At 45.3% G+C, this 14,132-nt stretch carries 11 protein-coding genes and 1 riboswitch; of the genes, 9 read left to right on the plus strand and 2 right to left on the minus strand.

What is annotated here, in order from left to right; genetic code table 11:
• Positions 1–479: 479 nt before the first annotated feature.
• From KI743_RS06780 to thiH, 9 genes are all read left to right on the plus strand, one after another.
• Positions 480–2,333, plus strand: coding sequence for a methyl-accepting chemotaxis protein (locus KI743_RS06780; RefSeq protein ID WP_285465710.1), 1,854 nt, complete (start codon positions 480–482; stop codon positions 2,331–2,333).
• 214 nt (positions 2,334–2,547) lie between these two features.
• Entirely contained in the window at positions 2,548–3,930 is a 1,383-nt protein-coding gene (locus tag KI743_RS06785; RefSeq protein WP_285465683.1) for a multicopper oxidase family protein, read from the plus strand.
• Positions 3,931–4,039: 109 nt separating this feature from the next.
• A complete protein-coding gene (gene crcB / locus KI743_RS06790; protein WP_285465684.1) occupies positions 4,040–4,423 on the plus strand; it encodes a fluoride efflux transporter CrcB in 384 nt (127 codons plus the stop codon).
• Between the two features lie 66 nt (positions 4,424–4,489).
• Positions 4,490–4,588, plus strand: a riboswitch (TPP riboswitch).
• Positions 4,589–4,746: 158 nt separating this feature from the next.
• Complete coding sequence (thiC, locus tag KI743_RS06795) at positions 4,747–6,687, plus strand: phosphomethylpyrimidine synthase ThiC (protein WP_285465685.1); 1,941 nt, start codon at positions 4,747–4,749, stop codon at positions 6,685–6,687.
• A complete protein-coding gene (locus tag KI743_RS06800; RefSeq protein WP_285465686.1) occupies positions 6,687–8,072 on the plus strand; it encodes a thiamine phosphate synthase in 1,386 nt (461 codons plus the stop codon). The genes thiC and KI743_RS06800 overlap by 1 nt, the downstream gene beginning before the upstream one ends.
• Positions 8,059–8,814: a HesA/MoeB/ThiF family protein gene (locus KI743_RS06805; protein WP_285465687.1), complete on the plus strand. Its 756-nt coding sequence runs from the start codon at positions 8,059–8,061 to the stop codon at positions 8,812–8,814. The genes KI743_RS06800 and KI743_RS06805 overlap by 14 nt, the downstream gene beginning before the upstream one ends.
• 35 nt (positions 8,815–8,849) lie before the next feature.
• Complete coding sequence (gene thiS / locus KI743_RS06810; protein ID WP_285465688.1) at positions 8,850–9,104, plus strand: sulfur carrier protein ThiS; 255 nt, start codon at positions 8,850–8,852, stop codon at positions 9,102–9,104.
• 4 nt (positions 9,105–9,108) lie between these two features.
• The gene (locus KI743_RS06815) at positions 9,109–9,876 is read left to right on the plus strand and encodes a thiazole synthase (protein WP_285465689.1); all 768 of its coding nucleotides are present in this window, start codon (positions 9,109–9,111) and stop codon (positions 9,874–9,876) included.
• Positions 9,877–9,896: 20 nt separating this feature from the next.
• Positions 9,897–11,009, plus strand: coding sequence for a 2-iminoacetate synthase ThiH (gene thiH / locus KI743_RS06820; RefSeq protein WP_285465690.1), 1,113 nt, complete (start codon positions 9,897–9,899; stop codon positions 11,007–11,009).
• A gap of 125 nt (positions 11,010–11,134) precedes the next feature.
• Here thiH and KI743_RS06825 read toward each other — a convergent pair whose 3' ends face one another.
• The gene (locus tag KI743_RS06825) at positions 11,135–12,925 is read right to left on the minus strand and encodes an aminopeptidase P family protein (protein ID WP_285465691.1); all 1,791 of its coding nucleotides are present in this window, start codon (positions 12,923–12,925) and stop codon (positions 11,135–11,137) included.
• Positions 12,926–13,129: 204 nt separating this feature from the next.
• The gene (locus KI743_RS06830; protein ID WP_285465692.1) at positions 13,130–14,071 is read right to left on the minus strand and encodes a LysR substrate-binding domain-containing protein; all 942 of its coding nucleotides are present in this window, start codon (positions 14,069–14,071) and stop codon (positions 13,130–13,132) included.
• Positions 14,072–14,132: the final 61 nt, after the last annotated feature.

Genomic DNA, 14,132 nt, shown 5'->3' on the forward strand with positions numbered 1-14,132 from the left:
TCTCTCCACCCCTGCCATATCCAAGGCTCTAGTCGAAAGACTAGAGCCTTTTTGCCTTCTACCGCATCCCTTTTTACCAATACCTTTCGATGCGATCCTTTGCTCTATACTGCAATGCCGCTGTCCTGTAGCTTATTTCACTCGAGATAAGCCTATAAGTATTGCGAACTTGATTGCCAGCTCTATCGATCTCTGAAACCTCAATCATTGATTAACTGATACTTACTACTCTCATGTACGCTACTAAATTATTTCGCTATTTAATTAACTTAATCATAGGCTTAACACTGGTTGTATTTATTGGGTGAATGTATTTTGTGCAATAAAAGTGTGATCAACATATTAACTTTATTGCAATGTAATTAAGTTAAGTCTCAATAATGATACATTTGTTCAAATTTATAAAATAGAGCTTAAAAATGAATGTGTTAAGTAGCTTTAAGGGAAGAGTGGTTACCGTTGTCATTCTCTTAATTACAATGTCATTAACGGTATCTAGTTACCTATCCTATAAACAACTTTCAGCGTCAATTGAAGAACGGATTAATGAATATTCGATGCTGAAGATTGAGACCACGAGCGACACCATTACAACTTGGTTAGATACCATTAAGTCGGGCTTAGTATCGAACGCTCCTGACTTCGTTTCTGTTGATAATGACCAGCAAATTTTATTGATGATCAGGCAGATCGCCAATACTTCTCCGGCTTCTGATATTTTGGTTGCTTATGAAGATGGACGCTCTTACGGAAACAATAGTGGTAAACGTGATTTATCACAGTATGACCCAAGAACTCGAGATTGGTATAAACAGGCAGTTGCTAAGCGCGGCACGATCGTTACCGATATCTATAGTGATGCCTTGACGAAAAGCTTAATGGTTAGCATTGCTGAGCCGTTTTATGCACAGGGTCAGCTACAAGGTGTATTACTTGCGGATATCGAGCTTACGTTGCTTGATGAACTGGTAAGAAAAGCGCCTTTCCCAGGGGCTATGATGGGCCTGTATGACCAAACTAGCCTGACGATTGCTTCTAATGGAGAAGTCGATGTTCCTGGTGAAACCAAGCTCTATGACTTTGGTGATCTCAAGCCACTGACCGACTCTCTCCTTTCTCTTCCATCTGGTATGCAAGACTACAGTCTAGGTGGAGTCGACAAGGTGGCTTTCTTCCAAACTATCCGAATTGATGATGCGGTGACTTGGCATTTACTCGTGGGTGTAGATAAATCGATCGCTTACGCTGAGATGGACGACGCATTAGAAGCTGCTCTCTATTCTGCCATTATCTTACTTTCGATCTCGTGTGCAATTTTCCTAGTCATCCTTAATTATGCATACCGACCAATTTTGGCACTGAAGAGTACGATATTGGACTTATCGCAAGGTCATGGTGATTTAACTCGTCGACTAGAAGTCCATTCTCAGGACGACCTTGGCCAGATAGCACAGGCCGTTAATACGTTTATTAGTAACCTACAAGCAATGATGCTAGAGGTGACCAGTGCTTCGAACCAGATTTCGCAAAACATCCATTTACTCGAAGAGCAAACCCATAATAATGAGGCTGTGTTGACCTCTCATGCAATGGAGACTACACAGGTAGTCACTGCTATGACAGAGATGAGCTCAACGGCTGATAGTGTTGCTGAGAGCGCCTCTAAGACGGCTGAATTTACTAAGATGACGAATGATGAGGCTAGTCAATCCAAAGAGGTTGTCGCAAGCGCTGTTCGCAGTGTGGCGGAGTTAGTCGGCGAAGTTGAAGCCATGGCTCAGAGCATTCAATCAATGAACGAAGACTCTCAAAAGATAGGCTCAGTCTTAACTGTTATTGGTGAGATTGCCGATCAAACGAACTTGCTTGCACTCAATGCTGCGATTGAAGCAGCACGAGCTGGAGAACAAGGACGAGGCTTTGCAGTGGTAGCGGATGAAGTTCGTGCACTTGCCGCGAGAACTCAACAAAGTACTTCAGAGATCAACAGCATGTTGGCTAACTTAAATGAAGGCACCAAGACGGTTGTCAAAGCTATGGACGATACCAAAGTACGTTGTGAAGAGACCGCTCATACTACAGAGAATGTTAATCAGAGTCTCGATGTGATGGTTAACTCGATCGTGCGTATTAATGATCTCGGCCTTGAGATCGCTACGGCAGCGAGCCAACAAAGTGCTGTAACTGATGAGGTTAGTCGTAACATGACAACGATTCAGGGAATGGTGAATGAACTTACTGACAACGGCGCTCAAGCCACTGCAGGCACGGTTCAACTGACCAATAGCAATAAACAGCTGTTGGCGATTGTTGATCGCTTTAAGCTTCAATAGCTTGGACTGAAAATCTTACTTATAAGGAGACGGGTACGTCTCCTTTTTTATTGTCATCCCTAAACCACCGCCTTTGGCAGTGGTGATTGTTTTGTGCCATTCAATGAAGAAGCAAACTGACAAGGCTACTTAAGACTCAAAATTGGCGTCGTAATGAGAATTGTTATTAATAATCTGTTACATTTTGCGAAGGTTAATTTAAGAGTAGAACAGTATGGATATTTCTCGTCGTCAGTTTATTAAGTCTTCTATTGCTATATCAGCGCTATCAATCTTGCCCGCTTGTAGTGTTACTCAATCTGTCGATGAAAAAGGACGATACGTATACGACCTGACGGCGGAGTCAGCAACAGCTGAGCTCGTTCCTGGGTACACGACTAAAGTACTTGGCTTTGATGGGCAAATACCAGCACCTACCATTCGCTGCCGTCAAGGTGAAAAGGTTGTTATCCGTTTTACCAATAAGCTCGCAGAGCCAACCACAATCCACTGGCACGGCTTAAGAATCCCGATCGAAATGGATGGCGTGCCGTTCTTAAGTCAGCCTCCAATTATGCCTGGAGAGACCTTTGTTTATGAGTTTACTCCACCAGATGCGGGTACCTTCTGGTATCACCCACATATGAATAGCGTTAAACAGTTAGGAATGGGGTTAGTAGGGTTGATCATTGTTGAAGAGTCTCAGCCCGTTGCTTTTGATGAAGAGTTACCACTGATGCTTAAACATTGGCATCTTGATAAGCAAGGGCAGTGGAAGGACCTGATGATCCCACGAATGAGTGCTCGTATGGGTACCCCTGGGGAGTGGAGTAGTGTTAATGGCGTTCATGAGCCTAACTACCAGGTTAAACAACACGCGACAACACGTCTACGAATCGCTAATGTCGACAATACGATTACCTATCCTATTGCGGTCGAAGGTGTGGAGGCTTGGGTTATTGCTATCGATGGCAACCCTGTTAAAACGCCTTATCGACTGACACAACATAAGATTGGCCCGGGCATGCGAGTGGATATTGGGTTTGTGGCTCCAACTAAAGGTACCACTATAAATGTCTTGCAGATGAAAGGACGTTTTCCATTCTCCCTGTGTTCATTAGAAGTCGTGGACTCGAACTTGCCATCTGGACAGACATTACCTTCTTTACCAGTCAACCCGGTTCCTAATCTAGACCTCGAGAATGCCACCGAAATCGATTTTCTATTTGAATGGGAGGGAGCGATCAGTCCGACAGGAAAAGATGGCAAGTCGATGCCTAAATTCTGGTTGACGAACAAGCGCGCATGGGAAGGGATGAGTAAGGATAATATTCCTGAACCACTTGCGACGTTAGAGTTAGGAAAGACATACATTTTCGATCTCAAGAATGTGACTCAGTATCACCACCCGATCCATATTCATGGCCATACCTTTACCGTACTTGAATTGGATGGGAAAAAAGTCGAAGAGCCATTCCATACAGATACTGTTCTGCTTGGTAAGAATGGCAGTGCTAAGGCAGCGTTTGTTGCTGATAACCCAGGCCGTTGGATGTATCACTGCCATGTCATTGAACATATGAAGACAGGTTTAATGGGTTACATTGAGGTAAAGTGACTCCTGTAACTTTTTAATCTTAAAATTTATCCAAGTAATTTATTCACTAATTATCTCGAAAAAAAAACGAGTGAGGCTAGAATATCTTTAAGTCTTATGTGGGGGAATTATGGGTCAGTTTTCAATTTTGGGGTTTATCGCCATTGGCGGTGCATTTGGTGCGTGTTCTCGTTACCTAATATCTGAGTTATGTGTCGTGCTACTAGGGCGTGGTTTCCCGTACGGCACTCTGGCGGTGAATGTCGTCGGTTCATTTATTATGGGTCTACTGATCGCTGCATTCGAAAATGAGATGCTAGCAACTGAACCGTGGCGTCAGATCATAGGGTTAGGCTTTCTAGGTGCATTAACAACGTTCTCCACTTTCTCTATGGATAACGTGTTATTGATGCAGCAGGGCGCTTTTTTTAAGATGGGATTCAATGTTCTCTTGAATGTGGTATTGAGTATTTCGGCAGCCTGGATTGGCTTTCAGTTGCTAATTAAGAGTTAGTTTTCCAGATTCGTATTAAAATCACACAGGTCGGCTTGGTTTAACCAAGCCGATTTTATATACTGAATTCACTTGTCGGAGTGCCATAAGGCTGAGACCGTTCATTCGGGATCCGTTGAACCTGATCAGGTTAATACCTGCGAAGGGAACAAGAGAAGATATCCTTGCTGGAATTCTCTCTAGCAGACCTATCAATAAGCTAAGCAATAGACCGCTTTTACCTGCCTTAGGTATGTCTATGCTCAGCTCCTCTTGTCGCATCTTTCCGCCAAGCATTTTTATCCGAATTTATTATCTAGAATAACGAAGCAAGGAAAAATGCTATGTCGAATCGCAAGCAAGCGAGACTGGAAGCAAAACAGTTTATAGAAACTCTCTCGGTACAGCCGTACCCAAATTCAACCAAGGTTTACGTAGAAGGCTCTCGTGCCGATATTCGTGTCCCTATGCGCGAGATCTCTTTAGCCGATAGCCTAATAGGTGGCACCAAAGAGGCGCCAATCTTTGAGCCTAATGAGCCTATTCGCGTTTATGACACTTCGGGTGTGTACACTGACCCAGAGCACGAAATTGATCTTTATAATGGCTTACCGAAGTTGCGAGAGGGCTGGATTGAAGAACGAGCTGATACCGAACTCCTTGATGACGTGAGCTCGGTATACACCAAAGAACGCCTAGAAGATGAGACCTTAGATGAGCTTCGATACGGCAATCTACCACGTATTCGACGTGCTAAAGATGGTCAGTGTGTAACTCAAATGCATTATGCTCGTCAGGGCATCATTACTCCAGAAATGGAATACATTGCTCTGCGTGAGAACATGGGCAGAGCTCAGTACCGTGATGAAGTATTAACTCAGCAACATCCAGGACAGAGCTTTGGGGCTAATCTGCCTAAAGACATCACTCCTGAATTCGTTCGTAAAGAGGTCGCTGAAGGCCGCGCAATTATCCCTTCCAATATTAATCACCCAGAATCTGAGCCAATGATTATTGGTCGAAACTTCCTGGTAAAGGTCAATGCAAACATCGGTAACTCTTCCGTGTCATCTTCTATTGAGGAAGAGGTTGAGAAGCTAGTATGGGCAACGCGCTGGGGTGGCGATACCGTAATGGATCTCTCTACTGGACGAAATATTCATGAGACGCGCGAATGGATACTGCGTAATAGCCCAGTGCCGATCGGTACGGTTCCTATGTATCAAGCCCTGGAGAAGGTTAATGGTGTTGCTGAGAATCTAAACTGGGAAGTGATGCGAGATACTCTGATTGAACAAGCTGAGCAGGGTGTTGACTACTTTACGATTCATGCTGGCTTATTACTTCGTTACGTACCTATGACTGCCAAGCGCGTAACGGGTATCGTCTCGCGAGGCGGTTCAATCATCGCTAAATGGTGCTTGGCTCATCATCAAGAAAGCTTCCTATACACCAACTTTAGAGAGATCTGTGAGATCTGTGCTAAGTACGATGTTGCTCTATCGCTAGGTGATGGCTTGCGTCCAGGGTCAGTTGCTGATGCTAATGATGAAGCTCAATTTGCTGAACTTCGCACGTTGGGTGAGCTGACCAAGATCGCTTGGGAATACGATGTACAGGTGATCATTGAAGGGCCGGGTCACGTGCCGATGCATATGATCAAAGAGAACATGGACGAGCAGCTTGAACACTGTCATGAAGCGTCGTTTTATACCCTAGGTCCATTGACGACAGATATTGCACCAGGATATGACCATATTACCTCGGGTATTGGTGCCGCCATGATTGGTTGGTATGGCTGTGCAATGCTCTGTTATGTGACACCAAAAGAGCATCTTGGTTTACCAAATAAAGAAGACGTTAAAACCGGTTTGATTACCTACAAGCTTGCTGCTCATGCTGGTGATCTCGCTAAAGGCCACCCAGGTGCACAAGTACGTGATAACGCTTTGTCAAAAGCGCGCTTTGAGTTCCGTTGGGAAGACCAATTCAACCTTTCTCTCGATCCTGAAACGGCGCGAGCTTTCCATGATGAGACCTTGCCACAAGAGTCAGGTAAGGTTGCCCATTTCTGCTCTATGTGTGGACCTAAATTCTGTTCGATGAAGATCTCGCAAGAGGTACGCGAATATGCCAAAGATACAGAGCAGGTTGCTGCTGACCAAGCGATATCGATTAAGATGCTTGATGACCCATTAGAGGGGATGCGTCAAAAATCGCAAGAGTTCCGTGAAACAGGGTCTGAGCTCTATCATCCAGCCGCTAGTGCAGAGGTTGCCGATTAATGAACAAAATCCTTATTCCGTCATCATTGATTGAGCTAACTGGCTTAGTTCAGCAATGTTTGTTGTTGGCGAAAGAGCAGGGTTTTACTATCGAAAACGTTGAGTTGGGTGTGAGCCCAACTCAATCGATACAGCTCATTCATGACCAACACACTACTAGCTTTTCAACTGACATTGTCTCTGATGTTGAGACTTCTAACGTCTCAGATTACAAGCTTTACTATCATTCTAGGCTGAGTGTTAGAGAGTGTCGTCATCAGGAGTCAACGGATATTTTCATTGGTATTCCAGATCGAGACTCGAGAGATGCTCAGAATTCCAGTCAATTAGATATCTGGCGTCACCCTATAAATAATGAAGTTAGAGCACTTTCGGTTGCTCCACACCTAGCCATGCACTTGTCTCCAGAATTGCATTTAGCTTGGTTCTTAACTCTATCTATACTCGATTTTCCGATCGAGGATGCGTTAACTCTAGCGCGCGCGATGATGTCTCCGGCAGGGGATGTTTCACGTGAAACATCGGCTTTTGATATTCGTACAATATCTTCAAATCATGTTGTTAAGGTATGGGCATTTGAGTTTAGTGCTTTTCCAACCCCTGTTCTTGAAGATGACCGTTTAGGTATTCAAGTTGGCTGGTCTGCTCAAGGCGAAAGCGTTAGTTTTGCCACTCTGACCAAACCTAGCCTAGGTCTGTATCCGGTTGTTGATGATGTATCGTGGATTGAACGCCTCTTACCTATGGGTATCAATACCATTCAGCTTCGGATTAAGGACCCACAACAAGCAGGCCTCGAGCAACAAGTGAAGAAAGCGATCGAATTGGGGCGTCAATACGATGCGCAAGTCTTCATTAATGATTACTGGAAACTGGCAATTAAGCATGGTGCTTATGGTGTTCACCTTGGCCAAGAAGATATCGAGGAGTCAAACCTAGCGCAGTTAAGTAAAGCTGGAGTACGCCTTGGTTTATCGACACACGGTTATTACGAGTTACTACGCATCGTACAGATTCATCCAAGCTACATTGCCTTGGGGCATATCTTCCCGACAACCACTAAAGAGATGCCATCTAAGCCTCAAGGTTTAGTTCGATTAGCTCTGTATCAGAAGCTCATTGATACCATTCCATATGGGACCGCTAGAGAGAGCACTAAGCAACAATTAGGCTTTCCAACCGTTGCAATCGGCGGCATTGACCAAAGCAATGCCGACCAAGTTTGGGAGTGTGGGGTATCGAGCCTTGCTGTCGTTCGCGCAATTACCTTTTCGAGCGACCCACAGTCGGTGATTAATTTCTTTGCCAGCCTAATGGGTGCGAAGCAGGAAGTGACTTCCAAACACAATCAGAGTGAACCGAGGATAGCCTGTGCTGAACGATAAACAGTTCCTGCTTTATCAGCGTCAGGTGTCATTACCTGAAGTGGGTGAGAATGGACAAGTTCAGCTTGGCCAATCTCATGTTTTGGTAATTGGTTGTGGAGGGTTAGGCAGTGCCGCTTGTTTGTATTTGGCTGCTGCAGGTGTCGGAAAACTCGTAATTGTGGATGATGACATTGTTGAGAGCAGTAACTTACAAAGGCAAGTCATATATCGTGAACAAGACCTAGGCACGCCTAAGACCAGTGCAACAGCAAAGCAATTAGCGGAACTGAATCCTATGGTGCAAGTACGTACTATCAATAAGCGTTTAGAACCCAGTCAGCTTTCACTTGAGGTTATGTTGGCTGATATGGTCTTGGACTGTAGTGACAACATGCCGACAAGGCAATTAATAAACCAAACCTGCTTTGAGCAAAGCACTCCGCTTGTTTCTGCTGCCGCTATTGGATGGCAGGGACAGTTCGCTGTATTTGACCACCAAGAGTCACAACAATCAGCCGCTTGTTATCGATGTTTGTATCCATTTGATGAACTCAAACAGACACAGAAGTGCAGCGAATCTGGTGTTGTAGGTCCTGTGGTTGGGACTATGGGTAACTACCAAGCACTGGCCGCTATTCAAAAACTTGCGACAGGAAAATTTCACGTCAAAGCAAACGAACTGCACCTATTTGATGGTTTGAAAATGCAATGGCAGAAGCTAGCAATAACAAAAGATAGCAGCTGTCAGGTTTGTAGTTAGCACTGGGTTACAGGTAATAAAGAGAATTAAGAGCAATGACAATATTAGAACGAGCAAACCTTGAAGGAGCAAGTGAAAGTAGTGAGATGATAACGATCGTCATTAACGAACAGCCTCAGCAAATAGTTAATCAGAGCGATCTACAGAAAATCATTTATCAATTTGAGTTACCCGAAGTGGGGTGTGTTTTCGCTATCAATAATACGGTGATACCTCGCGGTGAATGGGGTAGTACTTTACTTAGTGAGGGAGATAGTATCTCTCTGTTTCAAGCAATGGCAGGGGGGTAATGAGATGCTGCATATCGGAGGTAAGAAGTTTGAATCAAGACTATTTACCGGAACTGGAAAGTTCGCCAATAGTCACTTAATGGCTGAAGCGATACAAGCGTCAGGTTCTCAACTCGCGACTATGGCCCTTAAGCGTGTGGATGTTAACGATCAGCAAGACGACATCTTAAAACCCTTGGTTGAAGCTGGAGTTAGTTTACTGCCAAACACTTCAGGTGCCAAAAATGCCAAAGACGCGGTGTTTGCTGCGCAGCTTGCGCGAGAGGCATTAGGAACCAATTGGTTGAAGCTAGAGATTCACCCTGACCCAAAATACTTAATGCCAGATCCTATCGAAACACTCGCTGCTGCTGAGCAATTGGTTCGCGAAGGGTTTATTGTTCTGCCTTACTGTCATGCCGATCCTGTGTTGTGTAAGCGACTCGAAGAGGTGGGTTGTGCAGCGGTGATGCCACTAGGAGCGCCAATCGGCTCAAACAAGGGGATTGTATCTCATGACTTCTTGGAGATCATAATCGACCAAGCAAACGTACCGGTTGTTGTTGATGCTGGTATCGGAGCTCCTTCGCATGCTGCTCGCGCGATGGAGATGGGTGCGGATGCGGTACTCGTCAATACGGCTATCGCAGCATCGAGCAATCCGGTTGCTATGGCAAAAGCATTTAAGCTAGCTGTTGAATCTGGTCGAATGGCGTATGAGGCCGGTTTGGCTGGTAAGGTATCGCACGCAGTGGCTTCGAGCCCGCTCACTTCATTCTTAGATGAGCTTTAACAAATCGACGAGGATTGACCATGAGTTTCGTGGACCAGTTTAACAAGCTCAACTGGGATGATATTTCGATGTCGATTTATTCCAAAACAGCGAGTGATGTTGAACGCGCATTGAATACACCCAAGCGTGATTTAGAGGATTTTAAGGCTTTGATTTCTCCTGCTGCGGAGCCTTATCTCGAGCAAATGGCACAGCTGTCGTATTCACTTACGCGCAAGCGCTTTGGTAATACCATGTCTTTGTACATACCATTGTACCTGTCGAACCTATGTGCGAATGCGTGCACTTATTGTGGCTTTTCGATGGAGAACCGCATTAAGCGTAAAACACTAGACCGTAATGAGGTGTCTGCTGAAATCGATGCTATCAAGGCGATGAAGTTTGATAGTGTGTTATTGGTAACCGGAGAGCATGAAACCAAAGTAGGGATGAAATACTTCCGTGAAATGGTTCCGATGATTAAGGACCAGTTTAACTACCTTGCGATGGAAGTGCAGCCTCTCGACCAAGATCAATATGCAGAGCTTAAAACTCTAGGTCTCGATGCTGTGATGGTTTACCAAGAAACCTATCATCCATCTACCTACGGCGAACACCATCTGCGTGGCAATAAAACCGACTTTGAGTACCGCCTTGATACACCTGATCGTTTGGCCAAAGCGGGCATCGACAAAATTGGTATCGGAGCGTTGATAGGGTTGGAGGAATGGCGCACTGACTGTTTTTATGTTGCGGCACATTTGGATTACCTTGAGCGAACGTATTGGCAAACGCGTTACTCGATCTCATTCCCGCGCTTGCGTCCTTGTGAAGGGGCTTTACAGCCTAAGTCAGTGATGACGGATAAGCAGCTAGTGCAGTTGATTTGCGCTTATCGTTTGCTGAACCCAGAGGTGGAACTATCGTTATCGACACGAGAATCGCCTGCGTTTAGAGATAACGTATTGCCTCTTGGTATTACTTCAATGTCTGCCGCATCGAAAACTCAACCTGGGGGCTACGCGATGGACGATGTTGAGCTGGAGCAGTTTGAGATCAGTGATGAGCGCAGTGCGGCATCGGTAGAGGATATGATCCGTGCGAAGGGTTTTGACCCTGTATGGCGAGATTGGCACTCAGCTTATTCTGGTTAATCAATACAGATAGTGTTTCACGTGAAACATAAACCAGAACACATAAAATTTGCTAGGTTACCCAAAACAAAAGGCTCTCCGATGGAGAGCCTTTTTATATATTTAGCAACGGTGATGTTAGCAGCTTATGAGTGTGCTACCGGTAGAGTCGCAGCACGTAGCCACTCTTTCACATCACCTTCGACTAATGGACCGATGTCATCCCACACTTTCTGATGGTAGTCGTTTAGCCATGCTAGTTCCGGACGCGTTAGCATATCGACATTGATGTTGCGTTTGTCGATTGGGCAACGTGTTAGTGATTCAAATGACAGAACAGGGAAGTCACCTTGAGTTGGTGTTTCAACCACAAGCTCTAGATTCTCGATACGAATACCAAAAGCATCCGCTCTATAGTAACCAGGCTCATTAGATAGCACCATACCTTCGGTTAGCGGTACATCAATTTGCTTCTTAGAAATGCTCGCTGGGCCTTCATGAACACTTAGGAAGTGACCTACACCGTGACCTGTGCCGTGATCGTAGTCGTAGCCTTCAGCCCAAAGGTGCTGACGAGCTAGGGTATCGATCTGATAACCCCGGGTGCCTTTCGGGAAACGAGCACGAGCGACACCAATATGACCCTTCAGTGCTAAGGTGAACTGTTTGATCATCTCTGGTGATGGTTGGCCGATCGCAATGGTACGAGTGATATCGGTTGTACCATCTAGGTACTGACCGCCTGAATCGACAAGGTAAAGGGTATTAAGCTCAAGCTTACCTGGCTCAGGTTGATTCTCATGGTTGTAGTGACACATTGCTGCGTTACCACCGGCCGCAGAAATGGTATCAAAGCTTAGATCCATCAGTGTTGGATCTTGCTGACGGAAGGCTTCTAACTTGTCAGATAGCGTTGCTTCATCATGTAGGTTACCTGCAGCAACTTCGGCATCTAACCAACATAAGAACTGAGTCATCGCAATACCGTCGCGAACATGACATGCTTTCATGCCTGCGATTTCTACAGCATTTTTTGCCGCTTTTGGCATTAGACACGGATCCGCCTTGCTGACTACATTGGCGCCTGAGTTTTGTAGAATGAGCTTAAACCAAGCATTGCTGGTTGCCGGATCTACAAGAACGTTTTTGCCTGTTAGAACTTCTAAACGAGATTGAAGTGCTTCTGGGTGGTGAACAGTAACATCAGCTCCAACATGCGCAGCGAATTCAGCAGGGATGCGTGCTGGGTCTAAGAAGAACTCAACGCTAGAATCAGCATGCAGAATTGCGTGAGAAAGCAGAACAGGCAAGCGTGATACATCTAAGCCACGAACATTGAGCAACCAACAGATAGAATCTAGAGCTGTAATAACTGCGCTATCAGCTCCCGCTTTTTTCATAAGCTCAGCGATCTCTTTACGCTTGCTTTCGCTTGATTGACCAACAGCGTCTGTTGGCATTAGGCGTACGTCAGAAACAACAGGTGCAGGGCGGTCGCTCCACAATTCATCGATAGGGTTGCTTTCTAAGATCTTAAGTTCAATGTCACCAGCTAGTTTAGCTTGTGCAACATCTAGCCATGCTGAGTTGTGCATTCGAGGGTCGATAGCAACAGATGCACTTTGAGCAAGCTGTTCTTTGATCCAGTCAAGAGCAGGCTCTTCAATCAGGTGACGATATTCGAAAAGTTCGGCAGGTACCTGTTTTGTCACTTGTACCGTGTAGCGACCATCGACAAACATTGCAGCTTTGTCTTTGGTGATAACAGCAGCGCCCGCTGAACCAGTAAAGCCTGTTAGCCAATGTAGGCGCTCATTGTGAGCCGGTACGTATTCACCCAAGTACTCGTCTTCGTGTGGGACAAGTAGGGCATCAATATTGTGTTGTGCTAGCCATTCGCGAATTGCATTCACGCGGCTTTGAGTATCGTTATGCATCTGTGTTTATTCCTTCAAATTACCGCTCCTTGATGCTCAGGTGTGGACGCTGTATCCACCTGCTTATAGCAAGACATGGGTCAACTGAACAAGGTCGATATTTCAATTGATCTGGAATACAACTGGCCATAGATGAGCCAAAAAGGACTATCGACAGTTAAGCTACTCATTTTATCGCAAGAGAGCAAACGGCGTACGTCATTTTTATCTAAGGTGTAGGGTTTTTTCTTTGATGATATCTCGCAACCAAGTCAGTGCTGGGTCATTCTCTCTATCTCTATGCCAGAACAGAGTGTATGCCATCGGGGGAAATTCCAGAGGTAGAGGTACTACGACGAGATCCATCTGTTTTGCAACAAGATAAGTAAAATGGCTTGGAGCAGTGAATACAAAATCGGTGTAAGTACACAAGCTCGCTGCACTGTTGAAATCGGGAACTGAGATAGCGATATCGCGCTGTCGGCCTATGTCCGCAAGTTTATAGTCAAGCAACCAGCGGTCGTTGCCATCGCACCTTACTTGAACGTGTCTTTGGGCCAAGTAGGTCTCTAAGTCCCAATTATGTTCAAGGGCTGGGTGGTTGCGCCTTAAAACACACATCTGAGCATCTCGGTAGATCTCTTGCTCACAGATATCATCGGGTGGCAGCATGGTGAGCCGTGCATCATTGATGTCGATGTCTTTACCGGTTAAGCCGATATCGAGCTCGCCAAGCTGAAGCTTTTTAAAGGTTTGTTCTGACCACGCGTGAGTATTGATGTTGACGTGTGGCGCTTGCTTGAAAATCGCGGGCAGAAAGTGCGGCAGGATAAGCGGGTAGACACTCTCAACGGCGGCAATGTGGAAGCTGTGATCGCTATTGTAAGGCGTGAACGTTTCCGGTTGTGTCAGCACTTCTAGTTGGTTAATAAGGTTTTCCAAGCGCGGCTTTAAGAACACTGCTTTGGGCGTTGGACGCAAACCATGAGCACTACGTGTAAATAGCGGATCGTCGAATTGCTCTCTTAACTTTGCCAGTGATTTACTGACGGCTGATTGGCTTAAACACAACCGATGAGCGGTGCGGGTGACACTGAGCTCTTCAAGGAGAACCTGCAAACAAACTAGCAAATTGAGGTCAATTCGAGACAATTTTTCGAGATTCATAAGATTTTCCATATGGGAATAATGGTAATGAGTATAAGCCATTTTTGTTCATATCTTTAGT

The organism is Vibrio sp. D420a (assembly GCF_030248625.1).
Taxonomy (GTDB): Bacteria; Pseudomonadota; Gammaproteobacteria; order Enterobacterales; family Vibrionaceae; genus Vibrio; species Vibrio fortis_A.